Below are 25,883 nucleotides of genomic sequence, written 5' to 3' on the forward strand. Positions count from 1 at the left end.
GTCAGGAACCGCGCTCCGCGCGGAGTTGAGTGCTTCGCACTCAAAAGGTTCACCGCTTCGCGGTGAACGACGCCGCCACAAGTCCGCCTTGCCCTGGCGGGCGGCCTCGGCGATCAACCCCTCCAGCAAGGCGGTGAAGACACCGGCGTTCCGCCAGACCCGGAAGCGTCCGTAGACGGTCGGCCAGGGACCGAACTCGCCCGGCATCTCACGCCACTGGGCACCCGCCCTGAACCGCCAGATCACACCCTCGAACTGATCCCGCAGCCGCTCGGGATACGGATCGTACTCGCCTATCGGCAGGTACGGCTCAATCAACGTCCACTGCTCGTCGGTGAGTTGCCTACGCGTCACGATCGACTTCCTACCGGATCCGCCTTCCACGCGGACCCGGATCGGCAAGATTGATCACGACTTCATACACGCCCTAAGGTAGCGGAGATGCGCCAGACCATCAATCTTCCTTGAAACAGGGTCTCATGGTCTTGGCTCTATGAATGCCAGGTGCCCCGGGCGGGGAGCCGTTACTCTCCCCGCCCGGGGCAGGGCTCTGTCGTTCTCGCGGTCGGCCCGACGTAGCCGTCACCGAGGCGATGTTGAACAGTCCGGCACCTTCCAGAACGATCTGCCGCCAGCCCATGGAGCCCTTGAACTGTCGGCGCAGAGCCGTCCACGTCATGCGTCGCCGATACGTGATCATGTTGACCACCGCCACCACACGAACGACCGCAAGGAGTTGGATGTGTGTTTGGCGACGGCGTGCTTGAAGTAGTTGGCCCAGCCGCGAAGGATCTGGTCGATCCTCACTAGGCGCTCGCCCTGTTCTTCCACGGCGACTGACGAGGACGGCCTCGTCGTCAGCTCTCGGTGCAGTAGTGGGCGGCGGTCCCCGTGGCGTGCGGGTTGAGTTCGGGGCGCAGGACCAGGTTCTCGTCGTAGTCGCCGCCGTTCTGGTGGCGGAACGGCAGCGGTCCGGTGTGCGGAAGGTCCTCGAGACGCTGGCGCAGGACGTTCGCGTGGAAGGCGTACGCGACCTCGTCCACGCGGTCGGCTCCGTGGACGAGCAGCGGGGGCAGGACCTCGATCCCCGCGTACCACAGCGTGCCGTGCTGGAGAGGGAAGAGCAGGTCGTTGAGCTCACCGTTGACGCCGCGGGGGCCGAGGCTCGCCTCCCGAGCACCGGCACTGACGACGACCATCGCGCGCTTACCCGCGAGCGCCCCCTCGCCGTAGCGCACTTGGCGCCCCCGGGCGTCGCGGACGCCGAAGGCGAACCCGCCGACGAAGACGCGGTCGAACCAGCCCTTGAGGATGGCCGGCATCCCGTACCACCACAAGGGGAACTGCACGACGAGCGTGTCCGCCCAGGACAACTTGTCGTGCTCGACGGAGATGTCAGGGGATAGCTCGCCCCGTTCGAAGGCCTGCTGGGCCGCGCTGCCGACGACGAGTCGCTCGCCGTCGGGGTGGGAGAAGTCACTGGCCCTGACGACCGGGTCGAACTTCATCGCGTACAGGTCGCTGGTGCGCACCTCGTGCCCTTGGTCCAGGAGGTGTTGGACACCATCGCGGTACAAGGAGCCGTTCAGGGAACGGGGTTCGGGGTGGGCGGTGAGCCACAGGACTTTCACTGTAGATTCCCTTCTGGCAGATCCAATCGTGCGCACCTACCCGGCCCGTCCTGGGGTAACCCGCCGCCGGGGCGTCCCGGACGCCGTGACGCCGAGTCCCCCCCATTGGCCTGGCGGGGACTCCGGGGATGCGCGGGGGATGCGGCGCGGCCTACTTGGCCTCCACCACTTCGTCCGTCAGCAGCGGATAGACCCCGTTCTCGTCGTGGTCCTCACGGCCAGTGAGGGCCGGGGTGAAGATGCACAGGAACGTGCTGTCCTCGATCGGCTTGATCGTGTGGTTGTCGGCGTCGTCCAGGATGTGGAGAGTGCCGGGCGTGATGACGTGTTCCTCGTTCTCGTCGCGGTCGACCAGAATCATCTTCCCGGAGATGCAGAAGACGGCTTCCACGTGGTTCGCGTAGCAGATGTCGGTCTCAGTTCCGGCGTACACGACGGTCTCGGAAACTGAGTACCCGAATCCATCCGAAGCCAGCAGGATGCGCTTGCTGCGCCACGCGCCGCTCGCCGCTGTGACATCGCGGTCAGTACCTTCGATCTCCGAAATCCTACGAACCTGCATGATATTCCTCCTGATCGTTCATGAATTCTTGGTGCTGTGACAAATGAGGTGAGCTCGATAGGGCTAGCGCGTTTTCAGCGACTTCAGGAGCTCGATGTAGAGGCGGTTGAACCGGGCCCCTCTGTCCAGGTAGGCCGCTCCGACGATCGCGCTCTCCCGCAGGTACGTGACGAGGACTCCGTCACCGGGGCGTTCGAGGTCGCCGTGAACGATCTCCATGGAGTTCGCGTTCCTGGGGTTCCCCGCGATCTGGATGCGAAGTCCGAATATTTCGGTGGCCATGCTGGGGAAGTATGCGATCCGGGACATCTTCGATCCGTATCCCAGAGACGACGCTAGCGCCTTCCCGGCGATATTGCCGGTGTCAATCGCATTTTTCCAGAATTCCATGCGGGTCAGGTTTTCCGCGCCCCACGGGTCGGGATAGCGGGCGATGTCACCGGCCGCGAAAACGCCCTCGCACCCCAGTACGCGCATGTATTCGTCGACCTGTACTCCGTCAGACAGGTCCAGGCCGTTCCCGTCCAGCCATTCCACGTTGGGAACGCTGCCGATGGCCTCGATGAAGAGCGGTCGTTCGGACGCCGCCCAGAGGGGCGGCGCCGAGTGTCCGCCTCCGGACAGCCTTCCCGAGCGGTCGCAGAGGAGCTCCTTCGCGGCCTCGCCCGTGAGCAGGGTGACGCCGTTCGCGGTGACCCACCGTCCGAGCGCTCGCGCGACGTCCTTGCCCAGGATGCTCTCGAAGGGCCCGTGCCTCATCGCTTCGAGCATGACCACGTCGCAGCCGTACTCCTTGGCCAACGAGGCCAGTTCGCACGCGACGAACCCGGCGCCCGCAATCGTCACCAGTTCTCTTTTATGGAGCTCCTGGTGGATGGAGTGCGCGTCGTCCAGGCCGCGCAGCGTCTTGTGCGTGTGCGAGGCGCACTCCTCGTCGTCGCCGGCGGCGGTCCGCGGGCGTACTCCCGAGGCGACTACCAGGCCGTCGTAGGCGAACGTTCCGCCGGTGCTCAGGTGCAGGACTCTGCCGCGCAGGTCCGCCGTCTCGACGCGGGTGCCGAGGTGCCAGTCGAGCGCGCTGGTCTCGGCCCCCCTGACTCTCAGGTCCTCGGTGATGGCCGCCTTGAGGTCGGCCGACGGCGGGTACCGCTTCTTCGTGAGTCCCGGCCGGTTGTACGTGCGGTGGGTCTCGTCCCCGAAGACGGTGATCTTGGCCCCGGTGTCGCAAGTGAGGACCGATTGGGCTGCCTGCAGGCCGGCTATGCCGGAGCCGACGATGCCGATGCGCGGCGCTGCGCCAGTCATGTGGCGTCACGGTCCATGACGATCGCCTGCAAGGGGCACGAGTCGATGGCGTCCTCGATCGCGTCGAGGTTCTCCTCGTCGAACGTCTCCTGGTACGTCAGCGTCCCGTCGGCGTCGAGCTCGAAGTGGTCCGGCGCCGAGATGGCGCACAGGCCGTGGTTCTGGCACTTGACCTCGTCAACGGTGATCTTCATGGTCTCCTCCGATCGGAAGCGCGGTTCAGGAACGCGAGGTGAACGTGATGGGCAGCGCGACCGCCCCCGTGTTGCCGGAGTCGGGTAGCCACTCGGCGTCCTCCTCCACGCGCAGGTCGGTCAGTCGCGTGGCCAGCGTCGAGAGGGCCACGCCGATGTCCGCACGGGCGACGAAGTGCCCCAGGCAGTGGTGCAGTCCGCCGCCGAACGCGAAGTGCGGGGAGCGCTCGGCGTCGAGGTCGATGCGGTCGGGGTCGTCGAACGCGGCCGGGTCAGTGGCCGACGTCATGGTGAAGAGGTGGAGCGTGGTCCCCTTCTCGATCGTGCGCTCCTTGTACTGGAACGTCTCCGCCGCTTCGCGCGAGATCCAGCGGCCGATCGGGTTGACGCGCAGCGCCTCCTCGACCGCCGCGGCGGAGTAGCGCTCGGGGTCCGATGCCAGCTTCTCCCACTGGTCGGGATGCTTGGAGAACGCTTCGACGCTCAGGGCCAGTTGGTTCCGGGTCGTGTCGATGCCCGCGAAGATCAACAGGATGATGAGGTTGATGAGCTCCTTGTCGGAAAGCTTGCCCGCGTCCTCGTCTCTCGTCTCCACGAGGGTGCTCAGGATGTCGCCCTTGGGGGACTCCCTGCGGCTGCGGACCAGGGACTCGGCGTACTCGGTTAGCTCGACGATGGCCTGGTCGATCCGGGCGATGTTCTCCTGGATGGTGATGCCGAGGCCGAGGCCGATGGTAGAGGCGAGTTCGTGGATCTTCTTCCAGTCGTTCTCGTTGATGCCCAGCATCACGCACAGAATCCTGGTCGCGTACGGTGCGGCGAACCGGCTTGCGAACTCGGTGCGCCCGTCCTCGATCCACTCATCCACCAGGCTGGCCGCCAGGGCCTGGAATTTCGCGTGCAGGGGCGCTATCCGGCGCGGCGAGAAGGCGGGGTTCACCAGGCGGCGAATTCTGGTGTGCTCGCCGCCCTCCAGCACCAGCAGGGTCTTCTGCCACCACTCGTCGAAGTGTCCTTCGACGACCCCGTGCTGGGCGGGCCACTTGGCCGATCCTTGCGTCAACAGGGGGCTCTTCAGGAGGGCGCTGCTGTCCTCGTAGCGCAGGACGGCGATGCCCCAGTCCGTACGTGCGTACCAGTGAGTGTCTCGTGCCTTCCGCACGTCCTCGGAGTCCATGCGGAAGTGGGCGTTGCTGATGTCGAGGTGCAGTGTCGTGGGTTGCGTGGCCATGGCGGTCGGCTCCCAGTCGTCGGATGCGGTGCTGCTCGGACCAGTGACGGGCGGCACGGTTCAGCCGGCGGTCAGCGGGCCGATGCGGTACAGGACCTCGTCGTGGTGGCCCTCGCTTTCGGCGAAGAGGGAGCTGGGGAAGAGCACGCGGGTCTCGACGGGGGCCGAGTGCTTCTTCGCGTACTGCTTCAGCACCATGATGATCGCCTTGTTCTCGGCGGAGACAGTGGCCTCGACGTACCGGGCGCCGTTGGCAACCTGCTGGTCGGCCGCCTCCTGGAAGAGCTTGACGCCGAGAAACGGGATGCCGTGGCGCGGGTTGACGGCGGTCTGCCACACGAAGTAGGTCTCGGGCTCCTCGGGGCGGCGGTAGCCCGTGAGGAAGCCGACGAGTTCGTCGTCCACGGTCGCGACCAGCGAGCCGTCGGCGAAGTCCCGGAACCACAGTGAGTAGTAGTAGAGGCTGTTGGAGTCCAGGCCGGGAGTGTCCTCGACCATCTTCCACACGGCGGGTCCGTCCTGTGGGATCGGTGCGCGGAAGACGGCCCGCTTCTTCCCGGCAGTGTTCGGCTCCGTGGCGGCGGGAGTGGGCATGGTGATCGTCATGTCGGGTCGGGGCCTTTCTTTCGGGTGTCTCTCATGTCGGTGGCGGGCGTGGTCACGCCGTTTCGTAGACCGCGCGCTGCACGGTGCGCAGTCCCTCGTCGAGGTCGTCGGTGGTGATGGTGAGCGGGGGCAGCAGCTTCAAGACCTCGTCGTGGGCCCCGGAGGTCTCCACGAGGAGCCCGAGTTCGAAGGCGCGGCGTGAGGCGCGCCCCGCGTGCCGAGGGTCGGCGAGCTCCAGGCCCCAGGCCATCCCACGGCCGCGGTAGGCCGATCCGCTGTGGTGTGCGGCGGTGTCGTGGAGCGCGGCCTCGATGGTCTGGGCGTGCGCGAGAGTCTGCCGCTCCAGCGTGTCGTCGCTCCAGTAGGTGTTGAGGGCGGCGGTCGCGGTGACGAAGGCCGGGTTGTTGCCGCGGAAGGTGCCGTTGTGCTCGCCCGGCTCCCACACGTCGAGCTCCGGCTTGAACAGGCAGAGCGACATGGGCAGTCCGTAGCCGCTGATCGACTTGGACAAGGTGACGACGTCAGGCGTGATGCCCGCCTCCTCGAAGGAGAAGAAGGCGCCAGTGCGGCCGCAGCCCATCTGGATGTCGTCGACAATCAGCAGCATGTCGTGCTGGCGGCAGAGCCGGGCGAGGGCTTGCAGCCACTCGGCGCGGGCGACGTTGATGCCGCCCTCGCCCTGGACCGTCTCGACGATGACGGCGGCAGGCCGGTTCAGGCCCGAGCCCTGGTCCTCCAGGAGCCGCTCGAACCAGATGAAGTCCGGGGTCTGCCCGTCCAGGTAGTTGTCGAACGGCATGGGGGTGCCGTGCACCAGCGGGATGCCGGCGCCGGCCCGCTTGAACGTGTTGCCGGTCACGGCGAGTGAGCCGAGCGACATGCCGTGGAAGGCGTTCGTGAACGACACGATCGACTCGCGGCCCTTGACCTTGCGGGCCAGCTTGAGGGCGGCCTCGACGGCGTTGGTGCCCGTCGGGCCCGGGAACATGACCTTGTAGGGCAGGTCCCGGGGGCGTAGCACCGTGTTCTGGAAGTACTCGAGGAACGCGCGCTTGGCCGTGGTGGACATGTCCAGGCCGTGGGTGACGCCGTCGTGCTCCAGGTAGTCGAGCAGGGTGCGCTTGAGCACGGGATTGTTGTGGCCGTAGTTGAGGGAACCGGCCCCGGCGAAGAAGTCGAGGTACTCGTGCCCGTCCTCGTCGTACATCCGGCTACCCTGCGCGCGGTTGAACACGGTGGGCCAGCTACGGCAGTAGCTGCGTACCTCGGACTCCAGGGTCGTGAAGACGCTGAGGTCGGGTTGGGTGAGCGTCATGCCGCGACCTGCTCGCCTTGTGTGGCGAGGACGAAGTCGGTGAAGGTGTCCACGGAGACGAAGTCGTCCGCGTCCAGCTCCTCCGGGTCGACGACCAGGCCGATGGAGTCCTCGAGGAACATGAGCATCTCGAGCATGGTGGTGGAGTCCAGGTGCAGGTCGGCGAAGAGCTTCACGTCGCCGGTGAGACCGGTGACGGGGCGCTCCAGGACGTCGGTGAGGGCGTTCTCGAGGGCGGTGACGACGTGCTGGCGGTCCATGGTCAGTTCCTCACGTGTATCGGGTGGTTGTCGTTCTCGGGCGTTGCTCTGGTGGGGCGTGCGAGGGTCAGTGGGCCAGGCGCGCTTGGAGGGCCTCTGTGGTGACCGAGGCGGGCGGGTCCTGTTCGATCAGGGCGGCCAGCTTCTTGCGGTCGACCTTGCCGTTGCCGTTGGTGGGCAGGGCGTCGAGGCGGACGCAGCGGCGCGGGATCTTGAAGGGTTCGATGTGGTCCCGCATGCCCTCGCGTACCTGGTCGGCGGTGACGTCCGCGACGACGGCGAGGAGCGCGGTCCGCTTGCCCTCGGGAGGCAGTACGGCGGCAGAGGTCACTCCGTCGACCCGGGTCGCGGCGGCCTCGACCTCGGTGGTGCTCAGGCGGAACCCGCGCTCCTTGTAGAGGTCGTCCCTGCGGCCGGAGAAGTAGAGGTAGCCGTCCTTGTCCTGCCAGCCGTAGTCGCCGGTGCGCAGCTCGGGGAACAGCCCCTCCGTGCGCGGGAAGCGCTCGGCGGTCAGCTCGGGGCGGCGCCAGTACCCAGCCATGACGTTGGGGCCGCGCACGACGATCTGGCCGATCTCTCCCGCGGGCAGCCGGTCTCCGTCGTCGTCGACGATGAAGACCTCGGTGCCCGGCAGCGGCAGCCCGCAGGAGCCCGGGTGGTCCAGGTCCCCATCGGGGGGCATGATCGCCGTGCGCTTGCACTCGGTGAGGCCGTACATCACCTGGATTCGCAGGTGGGGCAGGGCGGCGCGCAGCGCGGTCATGGTGGGCTCGGAGAGCGCCGCACCAGTGTTGGTGAGCAGGCGAAGGCGGCCCGGCCCGCCACTGCTGCGGCCGAGCAGCCAGGCGAGTCGGTCCGAGACGGAAGGCATGGAGGGCAGGACGGTGGCGCCCGCCTTTTCCAGGCTGCGCAGCAGCGGGGGGCCGACCTCGGCGACCGTGGCCAGATGGAGCCGGGCGCCGCTGAGGGCCGCGAGGTAGACCTGGTAGAGGCCGTAGTCGAAGGAGAGCGGGAGCGGGCAGTAGACGACGTCGTCGCTGCGGTACTCCAGGCACTCCTGGATAGCGATGACGGCGAATAGCACCTGCTGGTGGGTGCTGACCACGGCCTTGGGCAGGGAGGTGGTGCCCGAGGTGTAGATCAGGCTGACGGGGTCCACGCTTAGAGCGTTCGGGCCGGCGGGGGTAGCGGCCTCGGCGGTGTCCGCCTCGAGTGCCGTGCGCACGAGCTCGTCGAGCACGAGGGAGCGGATGCCGTGCTCGGCGGCGGTCCGTCCGGCGTCGAGGTCGTCGGAGACCAGCAGCGCGGGCTCGCAGTCGCGCAGGACGTGTTCCAGCGGCCCGCCGCGTACTTGCTCGTGGAGCACGCTGAAGACGGCGCCGACGCGCGAGGCGGCGTAGACCATGATGGCGATGCCGATGCCGTCGGAGGCGGTGACGATGATCCGGTCGCCGCGCCGCAGGCCCTCGCGTCGCAGGCGGGCGGCCATGGCGGTGGTGGCGGTGGCGAGTTCCCGGTAAGTGAGGGCGCGATCGCGCGAACTCAGTGCGGTCGAATCCGGATCGCGGTCGGCGGCTTGGTCCAGTATCTCGTGCAGGAGCTGCGGAGTGCGGGGCATCAGGCCTCCTCGGCCGTGGAGGTGCGGGCGGTCGACGTGTGCGCCCGGCGGTGGGGTACAACGGTGATGGCGGTCGCAGTGCACACGAGTTGAGGCTCGTCGAGGACCTCGCCGGCGCTGTCGGCCTCTTCGGGGCTGGCGCGGATGACCTTGTGCGCCTCCAGCTCGACCACGCGGCGCAGTCGAGTCTGGCGCACCAGCCGTGCGCGCGCCTCGATGTAGTCGCCAGGCCTCACGGGTGCGGTGAAGCGGATGTCGCTGTACTGGGCCAGCAGTCCTTCGTCGCCGTCCGTGCGGACGGTGATCTCGGTGACGAGGTCGCCGAACAGACGCAGGATGCGCGCACCGTCGACGAGGTTGCCCCCGTAGTGAGCCTCTTCCTGGCCGACGCGTACGCGGAGGAAGGCGGTGGTCTGCGCTTCTCGCTCGTCGCGGGTACTGGTCCCGATGGTCGCGGTCGCGGGAGTGTTCGGCGGCGGCAAGGCGTCAAGCTCCTTCGGTGCGGTGGGTTCGGTTCGTCCGTTTCCGGCGGCTTCGCCGGTGGGGTCGTCGGCGGTCGTACCAAGGGCCTCGGGGAGGCTGATGGCGACGGCGGCCACGACGTTCTGCTTATGAGTGATGGAGACTGAGACGGATGACGGGGGCAGTTGCGCGGCTCGTCCGCGGAGGTGGACGACAGGGGCGCCGTGCGTGGTGTGCTCCACGCAAATCTCCCGTGGCGTCACACCTTGGAGGAATCCGATTCCCAGGACTTTGAGGAGGGCCTCTTTGGCGGCGAACCGGCCGGCCAGGAATTCCAGGCGGCGGTCTTCGCCGAGGGTCTCGGCGTGGGCTATTTCCTCCGGTGCGAAACTGAAGCGCAAGAACCAGGGTCGTTCGATGAGGCGGCGGAGTTCGGAGCGGTCGAGTACGTCCAGTCCGACTCGCGCAGCTTGCTTCGCTGCGGTTCTCATTCGGATCAGGTGTCCGTACGGATCACGTGTTCAGGCGGACGCGGCGCGGAGATCGACGAGGTGCTGCTTCGCTAGCAGGTCCTCCGTCGTGTCGCGCTCCCGGATGAGGTGGGCGCGCCCGCCGTGGACGAGCACCTCGGCCGGGAAGCCGTGGCTCAGGAAGAGGCCGGGCGAGGCGGTCGGCCCGTAGGCTCCGGACCGCTCCACCGCGAGCAGGTCTCCCGGTCGCACTTCCGGCAGGTGGACCTTCTTGGCCACCACGTCGTTGGGCGTGCACAGGGGCCCGGTCACGCTGTAGGAGCGCGAGGCTCCCGCGGCCCGGTCCTCCAGGTGGCGGACCGGGAAATTGCGCTTGACGAAGCTGCCAACGCCGACGGCCGCCATGTGGTGGTTCGTGCCGCCGTCGGCCACCACGAAGCTCTCCCCCATGGACTCCTTCACGTAGCGGGCGCGGACGACGTACGTACCGGCCGTGGCGGTGAGGAAGCGGCCCAGTTCCATGATCATCCGGCAGTCTGGGTTGCGCACCGAGAAGGGAGTGATGACCTCCGCGAGGCCGGCGCCCAGCGCATCGAGGTCCAGGTCCTTCTCGTTGTCGAAGTAGGCGACGCCGAGTCCGCCGCCGAAGTCGACGGTCTCCAGGGGGAAACCGAGCTGTCCGGCCAGGTCCTCCGCGGTGGCGAGGATGCGCCGGGTGTTCTCGACGACGTCCTCGTGGTTAAGAAACCGCGTCCCCATGTACGCGTGCACGCCCTTCACTCGGACGTTACGGAGGGCCGCGAGGCGGTGCTTGGAACCGCGCAGTTCGGCTTCATCGATGCCGAACTGCCGGGGCTTACCGCCCATGGCCAGTCCGGACCCCTTGCTGTCGAAGGCCGGGTTCACCCGGAGGAGTACCGGGAAGTCGTCACGTTTTGCCGCTGCCAACAGCGAGTCGAGCAGGTCGAGTTCGTCCAGTGACTCGCAGACGATCGCGTGAATGTCGGCTTCGACGCACGCGGTGAGCTCCCTCTCGTCCTTGCCGGGGCCGAGGAAGATAATGTCGCCAGGGTCGACTCCCGCCCGCAGGGCGGTGGCCAGTTCGGCGTAGGAGGAGACCTCGGCTCCCGTACCGAACGAGTTCAGCAGGGCGCAGACGCTGATGTTCGGGTTCGCCTTGAGCGAGTAGAAGATGTCGGCGCCGGCGGGGAGCAGGCCGCGCAACGTGCGGTACGTGTTCGCGAGGACGTCCGCGTCGTAAACGAACAGCGGGGTGCCGTACTCCTCGGCGAGATCCGCCATCGAATTTCCCTGGACACTGTTCTTCGAGGTCGTCATACCGTCACTGCCACCCGCCGTCGTCTTCGGGTGAGAGGCAAGGAATTCCCTTCCTCACCGGTGAGCTATCGGAGATGAACATTCGCTCTTTCATGACTCGCCTCTCGCTGGTTTGCTGTTCGGCGATAACGAGTCTGCGATGTTCGCAGCGGCGAGGGAAGGACGAACGGTTGGCCTGAATGGGTCCTGACCTGTTCAGGACTGCGGTCGGATTAGTCATCCAGCCAAAGGGCCACGGCGATCAGGACATTCTCCAGGCTGGACCGTTTGGGACACGCAAAAATGTGCATGCAGGTCCCACGCACCGCCCGGGCACGGCAGCAGCGGCGCGTGGCACGGGCGTCGGGAGGAGTCGGGCTCACTCCACGTCGTAGGGGTGGAGGGGTACTTCGGCCCGCCGCAGGGACCAGGCGGCCAGAGGACTGCAGCTGGTGGTTGCATGCTGCCAGATCCGCTTCGCCGCCCTCTCGGCCTCGTCCAGGGAGGCGGCGCGGAGGAAGAGGCTGACGACAAGGTAGGGCCGCGTCTGTGTGTGAACGCTGACGTGCTCGACGACGTCCGGCGCCGCGTCGTGGAGCGCCTGCTTGAGCTCAGCGGGCGGGTGGGCATCGCCCGAGGGTGCGAGGGTGAGCTGTACGAGGTACATGAGTGGGGTGTCCTGTCCGAATGGTCATTCCCTTTCGACTGCTTGTCGATCGGCGACGTACGGGCCGTCACGGCCGGATGAGGCCCATAGCAGCCGCGTGCAGGCCGGCCTGGAACCGGCTTCGCGCGCCGAGGTGGCCCATGAGCTTCGTGGCGATCCGGCGTGCCGTCCGGCCTGACACGCCCAGCCGCGCCGCAACGTAGTCGTCGGTGTGCCCGAGGGACAACAGCCTCAGGGCTTCCAGTTGTTGCGGACTGAGGCCCTGTTCGTCACTCAACTGAGTGCTCTCCCCTATGGGGTGGGCGGCCTGCCAAATATTCTCGAAGAGGGCGTACAGGGACGACACTACTCCAGCCGTCCGGAGGACCACCGCCCCGGCCGAGGTGTCGTCTGCGTCGACGGCGACGATGGCGATCTTTTTGTCGCAGATGATCAGGCGGTTCGGCAGCGAGGGCGCGGTGCGTATGCGGCCGCCGCGTTCGGCGAGCCAGTCCGCGTGCGCGACCGTGAGGGGATCGTTGCGGACGCTGTCCAAGTACACCGTGCGCATCCGCACCCCTCGCGCGAGCAGGGCGTCCGCGATCGGGCGTGAGCTGCGCAGGTTGGCCTCCGTCTGCGCTCCGCCCGGGGCGAAGGTCAGCAGCTCGTCCTGGACCTTGTCGTGCAGCGCCGCCAGGTAGTCGCGTACGGAGTCGACCCCGGTCAGGCGGTGCACCTCGTCCTCGGGGCTCCCATGGGTGAACTCCGACTTGAGCTGTAGGGCGGCGGCCTGGACCTCCTGCACGCGCTGCTGCTGCGCCGCGAGTTCGGCCCGTTCCTTGGCGAGCAGGATCTCCGCGGCGAGGTGAGGTTCCACGACGTGGAAGCTCTGGGGGTCTTCGAGGGAGTGGCGCACCAGGGCCAGCTCGCCGAGGGTGTCGAGTGCCGCCCGTACTTCCTGCTCGGTCAGTTCGAGCCTGCGCACCAGCTCGGCCACGCCCTCCTGCGGATGCGCCAGCATCTCGCGGTAGACCATTTCCGCCGTGGCGTCGATCCTGAGAACGTCCAGCATGTGCTTCCCTCTCTGCATCTGCGTGCGGTGGCGGGACGAGGGGGCGCGGGAGCCTGGTGGCAACGACGCCCTGCTGTCGTCGTCAACAGCGCCCGACGGTTGTCGAGCGACAGCATTCCGAACTTGCGAGCAGCACTCCGCGGCGCGAGCCGCTTCCAACGCACCAGGCAAGTGCTGGCGTTGGATGCGGTCGCGATGAGCGACGACGGCGCGGCTACCTGCTCGCGACGGTCGAACACGAGGCGCTCCATCCACCGTGCGACTAGGTCGGGCGCCTCCCTGACGGGGAGGAACGGCCAGGAGGCTGGGGCGTCGGCGTAGAACCGCGTACGGTGCGGCTTCAGCCGGCGCGGCTCGAGTCCTAGCGCTTGTTGGCGAGGTAGCGCGCCTTCTTTTCGCGGTTCCCGCAGGTGTTCATCTCGCACCATCTGCGTGTGGCGCCCCGGCTGGTGTCGAAGAAGGCGGCCCGACACGTGGGGGACGCGCACAACGCCATCCTCCCCTCGCGCGCGCCCGAGATGATGTCGACCGCGTCGGCGGCGATCACGCTGAGAGCGTCCCCGACGGAGGCGGAACCCAGGTGCCACTCGTGTTCGCCCTGGGGCGAAAGGATCGCCGAGGCCTGGCCGCCCGTACTGCAGTCATTGATGACCTGGATGGCCGCGGCGGGAGGGGGGATCTGCGTCGCGACGGCGGTAGCGGCTTCGTGGATCGCTTCACGCAGTTGACGAGCATGCTCCAGCTGGGAATCGCTGCACGAGTCGACCTTGAGCCCGTTGACCGCCAACCAGTCGACCAGCCGCTCGGGGACGGGAACGCGTTCGACGGGTTCACCGCAGCGTTCTGTGAGGGTCGCCGTGAAGCTGGTCGCCAGCACCTTGCCAAGACGGAACTCGGGGAAACGCTTGACGGACATGGAACCACCTTAGCCGGTTACCATGTCGAGGACAAGCAAGAGAACCGATCCAGGCGGTTCCGCGCTGCTGGAGGGCACGGCACTCCGCGTCGGCGTCTCCGTGGGCGGACGGTGCACTTCGCGGTCCTGATTAGGCCAAGGACGATTCAGGACACTCGTAGACCCTTTTCTTTACTCTCTGAGAGCTTGCAGTATCGAAAGGACCGGAGAACGAACCAATGAGCCGCGAGAAAGAAAGGCCTTGGAATTCCGGCCCCGCGCCCTGCAAGCCGATGAATTGCGCTCCTGTACGGGCAGAAAAAGCCGCCGCTCCCCTGAAAAGGAGAACAGCACATGACTGTCGCTCAGCGTCCCGACCTGTATCCGACCCGGGTCCTCGGTGAGGCCGTTCCCAAGCCGCGGACGGACCCGTCGGTGTGGGGAGAGGCTCCGGGCCCGCTCGACGGCGAGCAGCTCAAGCAGTACGACTCCAACGGCTACCTGGTCCTCGACGACCTGCTCTCCGCGCAGGAGGTGGACCTCTACCTCTCCGAACTCCGGCGCCTCGGTGAGGACCCGGCACTGCTCGCGAGCGAGCGCGTCATCCTGGAACCGGAGTCCGACGAGGTCCGTTCCGTCTTCGAGGTCGAGAAGGTCAGCGAGATCTTCGCCGAGCTGCTCCGGTCGCCCAGGCTCATGGACATCGCCCGCCAGGTGCTCGACTCCGAGGTCTACATCCACCAGAGCCGGGTCAACTACAAGCCAGGGTTCGGCGGCGCCCCGTTCCACTGGCACTCCGACTTCGAGACCTGGCACTCCGAGGACGGCATGCCCCGGCCGCGCGCGTTCAGCGTCTCGATCTCCCTCACCGAGAACCACCCGTTCAACGGCCCGCTCATGGTCATGCCCGGCACCCACAAGACGTTCGTCCCCACGGTCGGGGCCACCCCGCAGAACTACCACAAGGAGTCGCTCCGCGTGGCCGCCCCCAGCGTCGGCTCCCCGGATCGCAAGCACCTGACGCGCATGGCGGAGGAGCACGGGATCGAACAGATCACGGGTCCCGCCGGCTCCGCGGTGATGTTCGACTCCAACCTGCTGCACGGCTCCAACGGAAACCTCTCGCCGTTCGCACGCTCGAACATCTTCATCGTCTACAACAGCGTGGAGAACACACTGGGGGCGCCCTACGCCGCGGACGCGCCGCGTCCGCAGTACCTCAGCAACCGCGAATTCCCCTCCCCGCGAGGCATGTAGGGCACCCGCGCCCGTCGCCGTACAGGTGAGGCCGTGCTGGCCCCGGCCGTGTCCGCGCCCCCTCTCCCGGCGCCGCACGGGCCGGGGCCCGGCTCGCGTAGTTCCGGCCGCCGGTCCGTCGCAGGGTCGGCCTCCGACACGTTACTCGCGCGGCGCCCCAGGCAGGAGCGTGGAACCGGCTTGGCCGGTTGCCGGAAGCATCACGGAATGGTAGAACCGCCTTAGATGGTTCACCTCCCGACTCGGAGACTTCATGGCGCCCTCGAAAACCAGCCCTGAGTGCCCTGCCGCCCACCGCGCAGCGCACGCACGTCCCACCGGGCTCGGAGAGAGAAGACCGACTGCGGATTTAGCAGTCCTGCCGGGCGTCGTCGCAAGGAGCCTCCTCCTGCTGCGCTCGCCGAAGAAAGCCAACTGAGACGAGGTCTGCCATGACCGGAACTGTCCTTGCTCCAGCGCGGTCCACCGCCGTGTCGAAGAAGGTCCTCTTCCCGCTGCTGCTGGTCCCCATGTTCCTGGGCGGTGTGGACTCCACGCTGTTCAACTCCATCGCCTACGACCTGCCAGTCCTGACCGACTCATGGCGCCTGTGGTTCATCGACGGGTACACGATCGCCCTCGCCTCCAGCGTCGTCCTCGGCTCGCGTCTGGGCGCACGCCTGGGTCCCGGCGTGACGCTGGCGACCGGCCTCTTCGTCTTCGCTCTCGCGGGGGCGAGTCCCGCACTGCTGGACTCGGCGACGACGTGGACGGCGAGCCGGTTCATCCAAGGCTTCGGCTACGCGCTGATCGTCTCCAGCGTCGCCTCGGTCATCGGCGGACTGCCCGAGACGTCGGAGCGCACCCTCGGCTACTCCCTGTGGATCACCACGTACGCCATCGGAGCCGGTACAGGACCCCTGATCGGCCGGGCGTTCGTCGGCATGGACGCCTACACGATGCTCTTCTGGCTGCCCGCCGCCGTCGCCCTGGTGTGCGGGGTGCTCGCCACCGCGCTGCTGCGCGGCATCACCCTGGGGCAGGCCTCGTCGACCAAGGTCGACGTCGCCTCCTCCGCCCTCGCCTTCGTGGGCTTCGGACTCTTCGTGGCCGGACTGCAGAGCCACGGCACCGCGTTCGGGCGCCTCCTCGCGACGGTCGCGGGCTGCCTGGTCCTGGCGGTCTTCTGCACGCGGCAGCTCCGCTCGCGCGACCCGCTCATCGACGTACGAATGCTCAGCTTCTCCCGGCTCGGCGCGCCCTCCCTCGCGCTCGTCGTGAGTTCCGCCAGCTACACGGGATCGGTCTTCCTGTTCAGCGCGGAGGCCGACTCGATCCTGTCGATCCTGCCGGTTTCGGTCCTGGCCCTGTGTGTCTCCCTCGGCGGGTTCGCGTTCCACAAGGTCCAGGCCCGCTTCACCGCGGTGCACATGCTCCAAGTCAGCCTGGCCACCTGCGCCGTCGGCCTCATCGTGGCCGCCTTCGTCGGCCTGTGGCCCGCCAGCTTCCTGATCGGCCTCGGCGTCGGCGTCTCCATGGCCTCCGGCGACGCCTACCTGCTGGGCAGCGTCCCGCCGAAGGACGTCGCGCGCGCCGCGGCCCTCCAGGAGACGGCCCTCGCGGTGGGTGCGGCGCTGGGCGTGGCCGGCTTCGGTGGCATCTTCGCCGCCACCGGCTCGGTCGTGGGGACGGCCGTCATCACGGCGGTCATCATCGCCGTCGTCGTGGCGGCGCTGCGCTGCAACCGGGGCGTCTTCAAGGCGTAGCCAGAGCGCCTCGCGGGTCACGCGGGTGGCCACCGGTCCGCCGGTGACCACCCGCGTTCCGCGATCTACCGGCTGGCCGACGGTGTCGGTGTAGCGGGCGGTCTGCGTGGTCGCGTCAAGCGTCACCGTCGCGTAGGACGGCGGGCCGACCGACAGCCGGTTGGTGACCAGCCGCATCGCCCACGGAGCCTCGGGTGCAAGCGTCGAGAAGGCCGCGCTGCCCGCGACGAAGGCGCTGGTCGCCTCGCAGACCGGGCGGGTACACGCAGCCCTCGGCGACGAGCGCCAGGCCGACCGGCACCTCGGCGACGCCGACAAGCTCCTGGCGGACGGGCTCGGCGACGATGTCCCCGAGTGGGTGGCGTACTTCGACGCGGCCGAGCACGCCGGGGCCCGGGCGGTCTCCGCCCGCGACCTCGCCGAACTCGGTCGCGGATTCTCGCGGTCGGGATGCTCGACTCGCCGACGCTGGTGCGGATGACGGTCGCTCCGGACGCTTTCCAGGATGAGGACTTGGCGCGGCGGCTCGTCAAGGACTTCTCGCTGCCTGAGCGCGGCGTGCTGCCGGAAGGAGCGGTGTCCATCGAGGCGCCGCTGGGCCTGCTGCTCCACGACCTGCTGAGCAAAGAGGGCTGGGGCGTCGACGAGCCGTGGACGCCGCTCTTCCGCGACCTCACCGAGCCGGTGGAGGACCCCGGCGTGCGGATCAAGTCGATCGGCCCGGAGCAGGCACAGGACTTCGCCGACGTCCTGCGGTCGGCGTTCAACACCTCGCGGCCTACGCGCGAGTACTGGCACGCGATGTCGGCGGGCCCGTTCTACGCCGACGCCCGCTGCCTGGGCGCCTATGACGACCAGGGCAGCGTGGCGGCGGTGGTGACGGTGTGGTCGGCCGGCCCGGAGAAGCCGGGGCTAGTCGAGCCAATGGGCGTCCACGAAAACCACCGTGGTCGCGGCTACGGCCGGGCGATCACCGTGGCCGGGGCGGCCGCGCTGCGGGAGATGGGCTCGTCGAGCGTACGTGTGTGCACGCCGAGTTCCAACGTCGGCGGCGTCGCCACGTACAAGGCGGCCGGGTTCAAGGTGCGGCCGGAGGTGCGAGACCGGATCCGGACGGCCTGACGCCAGGGCTGCTCGGTAAGGCGGCAGTCTGGGGCGTAGACAAGGCACTGTCAGCCGTCCGGGCCCTGCCCCTTCAGGGATGACCAGCGTCAACACGCCCCATGCTGTACCGAAAGGCACCCAACCGACCTACATCATCACCAAAAACGTCAGCACCAGATCGGCATACGTGTCACTACTCGAATCCCCGACCACAACACGCTGAACAGCATAAACCCCACACCCACAGCACTGACATCACCAAGCCGAACCACCACCGCCAAATGCCCGCAGATCATCAGGAGCTCACCGCTTCGCGGTGAACGACGCCGCTACGCGGCGAAACCGGCAAAGGAGGTGCAAAGCGGATGGTTGGTGGGACGTCAGGCCCCCGCGTGGAGACGTGGATTCCAACGGGGCGCCACCGGGCCCGGTTCGCAGTGTCGAACTGCTAGCCGAGCCAAGTCACATGACGGATCGTCGTCAGCCCCGTGCTGGCGTTGACGCCCGGGGCGCGTGTCGGTGGGGGGAGAGAGTATTACCGCTGTCCGAGGTTACCCGGATACTTCCGGACAATACCTGGCAGTGGCATGCTGGCGTGGCACATGCTGGTGCCTGACATCCTGCTGGCCAGCCTAGGGGGAATCATGAGCGAGGGACACAGTGCTGCAATCGTCGGCTTCGCGGCGATGGGCGTCACTTACCTGGTGGTCGAGAGCATCGTGACCTTCTTGGTACTGGGCCTGGCGTTCGGCGCCCTAGCGGTCATCGTGATGGCTGTGAGCATCATCGGCTACATCGCGAAGCACCCCATCCGAACAGCCCGCGGGTGGACGTTGTTCCTTGGCGGCAGCGGCACCGCACTGGTGCTGCCATTCCTGTTTATGTTCTTCGCGGTGATGCGCCGGCACACCGAGGTATCGTCGACGAACATGTCCGGGGCGCAGGACATCGGCAGTCTCGTCGCCTTCGGCTGGCTGCTTGCCACAATCTTCTGGGCAGTGCCGACACTCTATGAGCACTTCGAGCAGCAGGATCGGGGGCTGTAAGCCCGGGCGAGCTGAGGCTCCAGCTCGGAAACCCTGAAGGACACGGCTGCGACCAGCAGACGGCGCGGCGGGTCACACTCATGCCTGCATGACCGTGGCCCGCCTGGCCACCGAATGCTGGATGGCCGACGAGCAGGCTGACTTTGTCCGGGAGCTTTCGGCTGACACGGCGGAATAGCTCGCCGTCGCCGCCGGGGCGTCCAGCGAGCGGGGTATCCCTGTCCGTGACGGCTGTCTCAGCCAATCCAGTCCACCGAGGTCAGCGGCATCTGCGGCGACCAACTTCGCTGGGAAGAGAGACTGACCGCAGCCCCGGCGGTGTTGCTGAAACTCATCGACATTCCAGACGCCGACCCCACCCAGTCGTTGCTGGAACTCACCGACAGACGTCGCTGCCCGTCATCGACATACTCACCGTCCGCTCCTACAACTGCCTCAAACGCGAAGGCATCCACTCCATCGGCGAACTCGTAGGCCGCAGCGAGGCCGACCTGCTCGACATCCGCAACTTCGGATCGAAATCGATCGACGAGGTCAAAGCGAAACTGGCCGGCATGGGCCTGGCCTTCAAAGACAGCCCGCCCGGATTCGACCCCACCACCACCGCCTACGGCACCGACGACACCGGGTTCATCGAAACCGAGCAGTACTAAAACCGCACAGCGGCTCCGAGGGAAGCCCGGGGTCCGGCTGTCCACCACCGAAACCCGGCGCGCCGAACTCACCACCGACCGACTCGGGCGACACGTGAGCGGCCAGCACGCCAGGTGCTGACCGCTATCGTGGCCCGTCCTGCCGGGAGGGCGTGGCACCCGGACTCCCGGGCATCCGTAGGCTCAGTGTGCCTCCGCTCCGCAGGTAGCCGCGCGGTAAAGCTGCCATGCGGGTGACCCCTCCGGCATCCCCCGGGGCCCGTCCTGGGTCCTGGCGAGCGGAGTCAGGTGGGGAGTGCGTCGAGGGCGGCCTGCCACGGGTACGCGTCGAGTTCGGCAGGCGTCTGAGGCGCGCCGCTACCGATGCTGGAGCCCGGTGGCCTCTGCCGTCGACTGTGGGCCGGCTGCCGGCTTCGGCCAGCGGCTGGCCAGCAGGCCGTAGCCAATCCGGTCGATTGATCAGCAAGATCGTGTAGTGCTATCTCCGGCCGCCCCGGTGTCGCTGGGAGGACGGTCCGGGTCCGGCGAGCGCACCGGGGATGTAACGGCCTGGAACTGGATCAGGTGCTCGAAGACTTCGAAGTCGACGGCTGACCATCGGCCGAGGTCGCCGTGGGCTTTGCGGAACTGGTCGGGGGTGCAGGATATGGCCATGGGGATCGTTCCTCCTCGTTGAGTCGCGCCGTGGGGGCCTGTGGCGAGTCGGTCCGGGTCGGCTCGCTTTGTGCGATAGACGGAACGCTGCATCTGCACCGCTATCGCCCGCGGGCCGCCACCTGGACGCCGTGCTTGGCGGCGATCCGGCGCAGATCGTCCAGCTCGCCCTGCTCCACCTCGACGAGGAAGTCGTCACCGTCCTCGCGGGCCCGTTTCAGATCGTGTTCCGTGCTCCTTATGCGCTGCATGAGACCAGTGGTGAATGCATCCATCAGGCGGCCCCTCGGTGTCGTCGTTGGCACGTAGGTGGTCGTGGCAGGTAAGCCGGGTAAGGCCGTATAGGGCGGTGTCTCGGGCGGTGCAGTCAGCGGGATGATCACGCACAAACCATGCACAAACCATGCACGCCTAGAACCATCCGATCGTCTTGGACCCCGTGGAGCCGGTACCTCCGGAAGGCGCCCGGGCGCGGGGTGAATGCGACGATGCCCCGTCTGCCGGACAAACGCAGTTAAGTGTGAGGGATGTCACTATTGACATCGCCCGAGCCTGAAACTGCGACAGGTGCCGCCGCCGGGGCACCGTCGTCACCCGCCAAGGCCGTGACAAACGGTGCCCGGCCTGCCAGCCGCCAGCCCCCGGCGAGCGACCACCAGCCCAAGCGCGCCCCATGATCGCTACTGCGTCTCCCCTGTGCGACACTCCGCGAATCGGTGAGCGGCCTGCCGCACTCGACCCGGTATACCGATCGGGTGCGGCTCTGTTGGAGGGAACGATGACCAGGGACGATGCCTGGGTTCTGCCGATAGAGCAGGCTCCTTCTCGCTACGTTCGAGTTGCTGACACCTGAACGAGTAGAAGGAGCCTGGATGGAAGGCTACGCCGTCAGGCTCGAGGGCGGGGACTTCGCGCGATCGCGGGAGCGGCTCGAGGCGATAGTGGCCCAGTTGTCCGCTCCGCAGGTGCGGCAGAGCACGCACGCGGAGCTTGAGGAGCAGATCGGTGCAGCCGGGCGGGAGTTGATGCGCACGCTGCTGCAAGATCACCTCGACCTTCGGACCGTGCGGGAGAAGCGGCAGTCTGCGAGGACCGGTGCTGACCAGGTGGAACGCCGTTTCGTGGAGCGTTGCCACACCCGCCAGTTAGCGACGGTCTTCGGCGAGGTGACGGTGGAGCGGCTGGCCTACCGCGCCAAGGGAGCACGGAACCTGTATCCGGCTGATGAGGTGCTCAACTTGCCGGTGGGGCTGCACTCGCACGGGCTGCGCAAGCTGGCTGCGCTGGAGGCGGCGCGCGGATCGTTCACTGCGGCGAGCGCGGCGATCGCCCGTGCCACCGGATGTTCGCTGGGTAAACGGCAGGTCGAGCAGCTGGCGCAGGCCGCAGCCGTGGATATCGACGCCTTCTACGCTGCCGTCCGCCGCCCGCAGGCGAGCCTGGTGGCGGACGTGCTGGTCATGAGCAGGCCATAAGAAGGGTGGGTTGGTGGGTGGTCAGGCGAGGTGCGGTGGGCGGGATGCTCCGCACCCTTGCCGAGCGGCACCGGGGGCCAGCCTCCCTGACGAACCATCCGACACCCGAGTCGTAGGGGCCCGCGGCGCGGCGGGGTCGGGACGAGTGCTCCGACCCACACGAGCCGGGGCAGGCTCCTCGAACTTTGGCCGGGCTGTCAGTCAGGGGCGATCGGCGCCGGCCTGGAACTCAGGTCCGCCATCAGGGTGTTTTGCCGCCCAGGCCGATATCCGGGGCCGGTTACGTCATATGTATCACTGTGCCCCGTCCGTCTCTACTGCTGTCCTTCGCCGCAGGACGCGCCGTCCCAGTTGAAGGAGCCCGGTCACGATGTCCATAAACGCGCTTCGACGCGTCGCGGCGGCAACCTCCGTCGCCGCTCTGTTCGCCGTTCCCGCGACCGTGGTCGCGACACCGGCCGCCGCTGCTCCGTACCCGCCAGGGCCCGGATCTCTGTTCCTCAGTACCACGCGGCCGTTCGCCGGCCTCCCGCTGTACTTCCTCGGTACGCGTTTTACCGCAAGGGAAAAGGTCGCAGTCAGGCTCGACACAAGGCAGCTGAGAATTGTCCGAGCCGACCGGCGCGGCACTGCGTCGGGGGGCGTGATCATCCCTAGGAACACGACGCCCGGCCCGCATACCTTCTCCCTGACCGGGCTGTCATCCGGACACTATCTATCCAAGTCGGTCACCGTACGGAGACTGTTCCGCATCAGAGCGGCGGACACCACGTCCACGAGTATCAGCGCGGCACCGGTGGCCAGCCAGGTTACGCCGCGGGAAAGTGGTCCGAGCCGTACCACGATCGCGGCCGGCTTGGCCGCCGTGCTGGGTGCGTTCGGCGGTGGCTCGTACCTCATGCACCGGCGCCGTCGTCGCAGCCTGCACCGGTGATGGGTGGGCCTAGCCGCCGATGCGCTTCCTTCGGGGAACCCGCCACCAGATCGACAGCGAGAGCCGTGCCTGGCCACGTCTCGATGGCCGGGCACGGCCATTGCTATGGGGCGTCCTGGCCCTGCTGGCGGCCGGGGCGGCATGGGTCGCGGTCACCGGTGTGCTGGCGCGTGCCGAACTGCTGGCCGCCCAGCGCAGCCTGACGGCGATGGAAAGCCTCAAGACGGCGAATCCCGCGGGAGCCGGGGCGCGGGGCCTCGGCTCTCTGGCGCCCGAATTGCGCTCCGCCGCCGCCCACGCCGCCCGGGCCCACCACTACACCACTGGCCCGGCCTGGTATCTGGCCGCTCAGGTCCCCCTCCTGGGCGACCCTGTGCGTACCGTACGTGGAGCGGCCTGGGCCACCCATCGCGTCACAGCAGAGGTGCTACCCCCGCTGCTACGTCTCACGGACGGCCTCACGGGCGACGCGCGGGCGGGCGGAAGCCCCATCGACCTCGCTGCCCTGCGCCGCGAGGCTCCGTCCCTGAACCGCGCCGCGCAGGTGGCGTCCGACATTCGAACGCAGTCGGACGAGCTTCCGGGCAGCACCTGGCTCCCGTCCGCGGACCGGGCCCGTACGCAGCTCACCGGTCAGCTCGACCGGCTCGCGCCAGCGACGGCCGACGCCGCCGCGGCAGCGCGTGTGGTTCCCGCCATGATGGGCGGACAGGGTGAACGGCGATATCTGGTGATCTTCCAGAACACCGCCGAGTCCCGCGGTACCGGAGGACTGCCCGGTGCGTTCGCCGTACTGACGGCCATTCAGGGGAAACTGAAATTTGGGGACTTCGGCAATGACACGGTTATGGCTGGCTCCCGCGCGTCGGTGAATCTCGGCAAGGAGTTCGCCGCCGACTACGCACAGAACGCCCCAACCACCACCTGGGTTAATGCCAACCTCAGTCCGCACTTCCCGTACGCCGCGCAGATCTGGGCGGACTCCTGGTCGCGGCACAGCGGCAAGAAAGTCGACGGCGTCATCGCCCTCGACCCGAGGGCGATGGCCGGGCTGCTCGCGGTCACCGGTCCGGCGCGCCTGGCCGACGGCACCGCCGTGTCGGCCGGCAACGTGGTGGACCTGACCGAACGCTCCAGCTACGCGGCAATCGCGGACACCATGGAGCGCAAGAGCTTCTTCACCGACGTGGCCAAGGCCACCGCTGGAAAACTCCTCAGTGCCGACAGGCGGCACTACCCTGCCTTGCTGTCCGCTCTGCGGACAGAACTGAAAAGGGGGCGGGTCATGGCGTGGAGCGCTCATCCGTCCGAGCAACGGGAGCTCCAGCAGGAAAATTTCGCGGGCGCCCTGCCGGAAGGCCCTGAACCCTTCGCGGGGCTGGTGGTCAACAACGCGGCCGGGACGAAACTCGACTACTACCTCGACCGGAGGCTGGACTGGGAGGCGGGACGGTGCGGACGGGACGGGCGGGACGTCACCGTGACGGTGGCGCTCACTAACCGGGCCCCCGCCACCAGGCTCCCCGCGTACGTCACGCAGAGAGTGGACGCGCCGCCGTACACCACCCGGCCGGGCGACAACCGGCTGCTGGTCTCCTACTACGCGAGCACCGGAGCAGGCTTGGCCGAGGCTACGCTGGACGGCCGGATCGCGCTGGCGAACGTTACTACTGAGCGCGGGCATCCGGTGTTCACGCTGGACGTGGAGCTTCCCCGGCAATCGACTCGCACGCTCAGGCTGTACCTGGTGGAACCTCCTTCCACGCGGCCGCCGGTCCTCCTACTCCAGCGGCTGGTGCGGCCTTTCCGTTACGCGGTGCGGCCGAACCTCCGGTGCAATGGTTGACGTCCGCTCGCCTGCACAGGTCAGCCGCGTACCGCTTCGACAATCCGCTCGACCGACTCCGCGATCCGTCCTGCGCACGACCGCGCCACTTGATCGGGCGCGCCGTACGGGTCGGCCACGTCGTCGTCCTCGGCGCGGCCCTCCGCACCCCGCCGGGCCGATGCTCCCCGAACCAGCAGGGCAGTCCGGTCCGCAGGCCCCGCCACCCCGGCGGCATCATCGGCCCGCAGCAGCCGGGCGAACTCGCGCAAGGTGAAAGTCCGCCGCAGTGCCCACACGGGTGACAGCCTCACCGCTGCATCGCGGTGCTCCGTCGTAGCGCCCAGTACGAGATCGGCGTTCTCCACCAGTTCCGCGGTCAGCCGGCTGGCGACGGCACCGTGTGGGTCCCCGCCCAACTCGGCAAGGAGAGCCGCAGCCACCGGATCCATAGGGTCGCCCGGCCTGGCTGCTGTGCCGGCACTGGTCACCCGGAACATCCCCCGGGACGAGCCCAAGCGGGCCGTCAGCAGACGCTCGGCCAGCGGCGAGCGGTGCAGGTTGCCTGTGCAGACCATGAGCACCCGGAAAGGCGGATTTCGGTGTCCTCGGGCCGACGGGGCAGAGAGACCGGGCATGACAGGAGTATTGCAGCGAAGGTCGCGTCCGGTTGTCCGCCCTGCGGGTCGTCACTGCAAGGTGAGCGGGCTGACCGCACCACCTGGACAGCAGGATCGTTCGCGTTTTCGCAGGTCGTCGCGACGCTCGACGGGCCACGATGGCCGACGAAGCCTCAACGTTCGCCAGGACCACTGCGGAAGCCGGGGCAGAGCTGCTCGTTTCCTCAGTAGGCCCCCTCTCCCCGCAGCACCGCCCTCGGGGTGCGCGCGAGGATCATCAGGTCCAGGCGGAGCGACCATGTATCGACGTACATCAGGTCCAGCCGCAGGGTCTCCTCCCAGCTGAGGGTGGACCGGCCGCTGATCTGCCACGGCCCGGTGAGCCCGGGGCGGACCAGCAGCCTGCGGCTCGCCTGTTCGCTGAACGACGAGTCCTCCAGCGGCAGCGGCCGCGGTCCGACCAGCGACATGTGGCCCATCAAGACATTGAACAGCTGGGGCAGTTCATCCAGCGAGAAGCGGCGCAGCAGGCGACCCGCTCTGGTGACACGCGGATCTTCGCGGATCTTGAACAGGTGCCCGTCGGTCTCGTTGCGATCAGCCAAGGTGTGTCGCTGCCGCTCGGAACCGACCCGCATGGTACGCAGCTTCAATACCTGGAACCCCTCACCGCGCATGCCGGTTCTGCGCTGCCGGAAGAGCACGGGACCGGGACTGTCGATCTTGATGGCGACTGCCGCGGCGAGCAGGACGGGGGAAAGCAGCACGATCAGGACCGCGGCACCCAGGACGTCGATAGCCCGTTTGACTGCCTTGGCGGCTGATCCAGACATCTCGACCTCTCCTACTGCCTAGGCCGACCAGGGGGCGTGCGCCGCCCTGACGGCGGGTGGGGGTCGCCCGTTCGTCGCGGCGAAATTGCATATAATAGACATATCAATGTAAACATACGTCAGCCTGCATTCTGCTATTGACACTTCGGGCCG

25 protein-coding genes and 2 pseudogenes are annotated in these 25,883 nt (G+C 67.8%); 7 read left to right on the plus strand and 20 right to left on the minus strand.

All coding sequences use genetic code 11. The features are described 5' to 3' along the window. The 16 genes from NGB36_RS03385 to NGB36_RS03460 all read right to left on the minus strand — a co-directional run. The coding region (locus NGB36_RS03385; RefSeq protein WP_255918537.1) for a transposase at positions 1–354 on the minus strand (354 nt) is incomplete at its 3' end. A gap of 342 nt (positions 355–696) precedes the next feature. Continuing rightward, positions 697–831, minus strand: a complete 135-nt coding sequence (locus tag NGB36_RS03390) for a group II intron maturase-specific domain-containing protein (RefSeq protein WP_308288798.1) — start codon at positions 829–831, stop codon at positions 697–699. Positions 832–857: 26 nt separating this feature from the next. Then, positions 858–1,631, minus strand: a complete 774-nt coding sequence (locus NGB36_RS03395) for an NAD(P)H-dependent oxidoreductase (protein ID WP_255918539.1) — start codon at positions 1,629–1,631, stop codon at positions 858–860. A gap of 151 nt (positions 1,632–1,782) precedes the next feature. Beyond that, complete coding sequence (locus NGB36_RS03400) at positions 1,783–2,193, minus strand: ectoine synthase (protein WP_255918540.1); 411 nt, start codon at positions 2,191–2,193, stop codon at positions 1,783–1,785. A 63-nt stretch (positions 2,194–2,256) separates the two neighbouring features. Then, positions 2,257–3,498, minus strand: a complete 1,242-nt coding sequence (locus NGB36_RS03405) for an NAD(P)/FAD-dependent oxidoreductase (protein ID WP_255918541.1) — start codon at positions 3,496–3,498, stop codon at positions 2,257–2,259. Beyond that, positions 3,495–3,692, minus strand: a complete 198-nt coding sequence (locus NGB36_RS03410) for a ferredoxin (protein WP_255918542.1) — start codon at positions 3,690–3,692, stop codon at positions 3,495–3,497. The genes NGB36_RS03405 and NGB36_RS03410 overlap by 4 nt, the downstream gene beginning before the upstream one ends. 25 nt (positions 3,693–3,717) lie before the next feature. Beyond that, entirely contained in the window at positions 3,718–4,923 is a 1,206-nt protein-coding gene (locus NGB36_RS03415; protein WP_255918543.1) for a cytochrome P450, read from the minus strand. 60 nt (positions 4,924–4,983) lie between these two features. Continuing rightward, complete coding sequence (ectA, locus tag NGB36_RS03420; protein ID WP_255918544.1) at positions 4,984–5,517, minus strand: diaminobutyrate acetyltransferase; 534 nt, start codon at positions 5,515–5,517, stop codon at positions 4,984–4,986. Positions 5,518–5,581: 64 nt separating this feature from the next. After that, positions 5,582–6,844, minus strand: a complete 1,263-nt coding sequence (gene ectB / locus NGB36_RS03425; protein WP_255918545.1) for a diaminobutyrate--2-oxoglutarate transaminase — start codon at positions 6,842–6,844, stop codon at positions 5,582–5,584. Then, the gene (locus tag NGB36_RS03430; protein ID WP_099918042.1) at positions 6,841–7,104 is read right to left on the minus strand and encodes an acyl carrier protein; all 264 of its coding nucleotides are present in this window, start codon (positions 7,102–7,104) and stop codon (positions 6,841–6,843) included. The genes ectB and NGB36_RS03430 overlap by 4 nt, the downstream gene beginning before the upstream one ends. A 67-nt stretch (positions 7,105–7,171) precedes the next feature. Next, entirely contained in the window at positions 7,172–8,722 is a 1,551-nt protein-coding gene (locus NGB36_RS03435) for a class I adenylate-forming enzyme family protein (RefSeq protein WP_255918546.1), read from the minus strand. Then, positions 8,722–9,675, minus strand: coding sequence for a 4'-phosphopantetheinyl transferase superfamily protein (locus NGB36_RS03440; RefSeq protein ID WP_255918547.1), 954 nt, complete (start codon positions 9,673–9,675; stop codon positions 8,722–8,724). Before NGB36_RS03440 ends, NGB36_RS03435 begins: the two co-directional genes overlap by 1 nt. 30 nt (positions 9,676–9,705) lie before the next feature. Further along, positions 9,706–10,956 (minus strand): type III PLP-dependent enzyme domain-containing protein, encoded by a 1,251-nt coding sequence (locus NGB36_RS03445; RefSeq protein ID WP_255918548.1) that lies wholly within the window; start codon positions 10,954–10,956, stop codon positions 9,706–9,708. Positions 10,957–11,350: 394 nt separating this feature from the next. Then, the gene (locus tag NGB36_RS03450) at positions 11,351–11,638 is read right to left on the minus strand and encodes a hypothetical protein (protein WP_255918549.1); all 288 of its coding nucleotides are present in this window, start codon (positions 11,636–11,638) and stop codon (positions 11,351–11,353) included. Between the two features lie 67 nt (positions 11,639–11,705). Next, positions 11,706–12,689, minus strand: a complete 984-nt coding sequence (locus NGB36_RS03455; protein ID WP_255918550.1) for a helix-turn-helix transcriptional regulator — start codon at positions 12,687–12,689, stop codon at positions 11,706–11,708. A gap of 361 nt (positions 12,690–13,050) precedes the next feature. Further along, positions 13,051–13,605: a CGNR zinc finger domain-containing protein gene (locus tag NGB36_RS03460; protein WP_255918551.1), complete on the minus strand. Its 555-nt coding sequence runs from the start codon at positions 13,603–13,605 to the stop codon at positions 13,051–13,053. A 333-nt stretch (positions 13,606–13,938) separates the two neighbouring features. Between NGB36_RS03460 and thpD the strand changes: the two genes are divergently transcribed. Both thpD and NGB36_RS03470 read left to right on the plus strand, forming a co-directional pair. Then, a complete protein-coding gene (thpD, locus tag NGB36_RS03465) occupies positions 13,939–14,841 on the plus strand; it encodes an ectoine hydroxylase (protein ID WP_255918552.1) in 903 nt (300 codons plus the stop codon). 431 nt (positions 14,842–15,272) lie between these two features. Beyond that, entirely contained in the window at positions 15,273–16,586 is a 1,314-nt protein-coding gene (locus NGB36_RS03470) for an MFS transporter (RefSeq protein ID WP_255918553.1), read from the plus strand. Positions 16,587–16,616: 30 nt separating this feature from the next. Here the strand turns inward: NGB36_RS03470 and NGB36_RS03475 are convergent. Continuing rightward, positions 16,617–16,763 (minus strand): annotated as a pseudogene (locus NGB36_RS03475) (putative ATP-grasp-modified RiPP); the annotation flags it as partial. Between the two features lie 177 nt (positions 16,764–16,940). Here NGB36_RS03475 and NGB36_RS03485 point away from each other — a divergent pair. The 3 genes and pseudogenes from NGB36_RS03485 to NGB36_RS03495 all read left to right on the plus strand — a co-directional run. Then, complete coding sequence (locus NGB36_RS03485) at positions 16,941–17,708, plus strand: GNAT family N-acetyltransferase (RefSeq protein WP_372509357.1); 768 nt, start codon at positions 16,941–16,943, stop codon at positions 17,706–17,708. A gap of 569 nt (positions 17,709–18,277) precedes the next feature. After that, positions 18,278–18,736 (plus strand): hypothetical protein, encoded by a 459-nt coding sequence (locus NGB36_RS03490; RefSeq protein WP_255918555.1) that lies wholly within the window; start codon positions 18,278–18,280, stop codon positions 18,734–18,736. Between the two features lie 410 nt (positions 18,737–19,146). Beyond that, positions 19,147–19,389: pseudogene (locus tag NGB36_RS03495) on the plus strand (DNA-directed RNA polymerase subunit alpha C-terminal domain-containing protein); the annotation flags it as partial. 755 nt (positions 19,390–20,144) lie between these two features. On the opposite strand, the gene NGB36_RS03500 reads toward NGB36_RS03495, so the two are convergent. Beyond that, positions 20,145–20,294 carry a hypothetical protein gene (locus NGB36_RS03500; RefSeq protein WP_255919034.1) on the minus strand — a complete coding sequence of 50 codons (150 nt, stop codon included), beginning with the start codon at positions 20,292–20,294 and terminating at the stop codon, positions 20,145–20,147. Positions 20,295–20,915: 621 nt separating this feature from the next. Here NGB36_RS03500 and NGB36_RS03505 point away from each other — a divergent pair. Both NGB36_RS03505 and NGB36_RS03510 read left to right on the plus strand, forming a co-directional pair. After that, a complete protein-coding gene (locus tag NGB36_RS03505; RefSeq protein ID WP_255918556.1) occupies positions 20,916–21,518 on the plus strand; it encodes a hypothetical protein in 603 nt (200 codons plus the stop codon). Between the two features lie 953 nt (positions 21,519–22,471). Beyond that, positions 22,472–24,298: a DUF4012 domain-containing protein gene (locus NGB36_RS03510; RefSeq protein WP_255918557.1), complete on the plus strand. Its 1,827-nt coding sequence runs from the start codon at positions 22,472–22,474 to the stop codon at positions 24,296–24,298. 20 nt (positions 24,299–24,318) lie between these two features. Here the strand turns inward: NGB36_RS03510 and NGB36_RS03515 are convergent, their stop codons facing one another. Beyond that, positions 24,319–24,855, minus strand: coding sequence for an arsenate reductase/protein-tyrosine-phosphatase family protein (locus NGB36_RS03515; protein ID WP_255918558.1), 537 nt, complete (start codon positions 24,853–24,855; stop codon positions 24,319–24,321). A gap of 266 nt (positions 24,856–25,121) precedes the next feature. Continuing rightward, the gene (locus NGB36_RS03520) at positions 25,122–25,730 is read right to left on the minus strand and encodes a sugar transferase (RefSeq protein ID WP_255918559.1); all 609 of its coding nucleotides are present in this window, start codon (positions 25,728–25,730) and stop codon (positions 25,122–25,124) included. Between the last annotated feature and the right edge of the window lie 153 nt (positions 25,731–25,883).

Origin of the sequence: Streptomyces humicola (assembly GCF_024436035.1) — a bacterium.
GTDB classification, from domain to species: Bacteria; Actinomycetota; Actinomycetes; order Streptomycetales; family Streptomycetaceae; genus Streptantibioticus_B; species Streptantibioticus_B humicola.

What these genes read in the sequence shown, in the direction of transcription:
- NGB36_RS03400 (WP_255918540.1), bottom strand. Translation starts at nt 2,193, where the DNA reads ATGCAGGTTCGTAGGATTTCGGAGATCGAAGGTACTGACCGCGATGTC.
- NGB36_RS03405 (WP_255918541.1), bottom strand. Translation starts at nt 3,498, where the DNA reads ATGACTGGCGCAGCGCCGCGCATCGGCATCGTCGGCTCCGGCATAGCC.
- NGB36_RS03410 (WP_255918542.1), bottom strand. Translation starts at nt 3,692, where the DNA reads ATGAAGATCACCGTTGACGAGGTCAAGTGCCAGAACCACGGCCTGTGC.
- NGB36_RS03415 (WP_255918543.1), bottom strand. Translation starts at nt 4,923, where the DNA reads ATGGCCACGCAACCCACGACACTGCACCTCGACATCAGCAACGCCCAC.
- ectA (WP_255918544.1), bottom strand. Translation starts at nt 5,517, where the DNA reads ATGCCCACTCCCGCCGCCACGGAGCCGAACACTGCCGGGAAGAAGCGG.
- ectB (WP_255918545.1), bottom strand. Translation starts at nt 6,844, where the DNA reads ATGACGCTCACCCAACCCGACCTCAGCGTCTTCACGACCCTGGAGTCC.
- NGB36_RS03430 (WP_099918042.1), bottom strand. Translation starts at nt 7,104, where the DNA reads ATGGACCGCCAGCACGTCGTCACCGCCCTCGAGAACGCCCTCACCGAC.
- NGB36_RS03435 (WP_255918546.1), bottom strand. Translation starts at nt 8,722, where the DNA reads ATGCCCCGCACTCCGCAGCTCCTGCACGAGATACTGGACCAAGCCGCC.
- NGB36_RS03440 (WP_255918547.1), bottom strand. Translation starts at nt 9,675, where the DNA reads ATGAGAACCGCAGCGAAGCAAGCTGCGCGAGTCGGACTGGACGTACTC.
- NGB36_RS03445 (WP_255918548.1), bottom strand. Translation starts at nt 10,956, where the DNA reads ATGGCGGATCTCGCCGAGGAGTACGGCACCCCGCTGTTCGTTTACGAC.
- NGB36_RS03450 (WP_255918549.1), bottom strand. Translation starts at nt 11,638, where the DNA reads ATGTACCTCGTACAGCTCACCCTCGCACCCTCGGGCGATGCCCACCCG.
- NGB36_RS03455 (WP_255918550.1), bottom strand. Translation starts at nt 12,689, where the DNA reads ATGCTGGACGTTCTCAGGATCGACGCCACGGCGGAAATGGTCTACCGC.
- NGB36_RS03460 (WP_255918551.1), bottom strand. Translation starts at nt 13,605, where the DNA reads ATGTCCGTCAAGCGTTTCCCCGAGTTCCGTCTTGGCAAGGTGCTGGCG.
- thpD (WP_255918552.1), top strand. Translation starts at nt 13,939, where the DNA reads ATGACTGTCGCTCAGCGTCCCGACCTGTATCCGACCCGGGTCCTCGGT.
- NGB36_RS03470 (WP_255918553.1), top strand. Translation starts at nt 15,273, where the DNA reads ATGACCGGAACTGTCCTTGCTCCAGCGCGGTCCACCGCCGTGTCGAAG.
- NGB36_RS03490 (WP_255918555.1), top strand. Translation starts at nt 18,278, where the DNA reads ATGCTGGCGTGGCACATGCTGGTGCCTGACATCCTGCTGGCCAGCCTA.
- NGB36_RS03500 (WP_255919034.1), bottom strand. Translation starts at nt 20,294, where the DNA reads ATGCAGCGCATAAGGAGCACGGAACACGATCTGAAACGGGCCCGCGAG.
- NGB36_RS03505 (WP_255918556.1), top strand. Translation starts at nt 20,916, where the DNA reads ATGGAAGGCTACGCCGTCAGGCTCGAGGGCGGGGACTTCGCGCGATCG.
- NGB36_RS03510 (WP_255918557.1), top strand. Translation starts at nt 22,472, where the DNA reads ATGCGCTTCCTTCGGGGAACCCGCCACCAGATCGACAGCGAGAGCCGT.
- NGB36_RS03515 (WP_255918558.1), bottom strand. Translation starts at nt 24,855, where the DNA reads ATGGTCTGCACAGGCAACCTGCACCGCTCGCCGCTGGCCGAGCGTCTG.
- NGB36_RS03520 (WP_255918559.1), bottom strand. Translation starts at nt 25,730, where the DNA reads ATGTCTGGATCAGCCGCCAAGGCAGTCAAACGGGCTATCGACGTCCTG.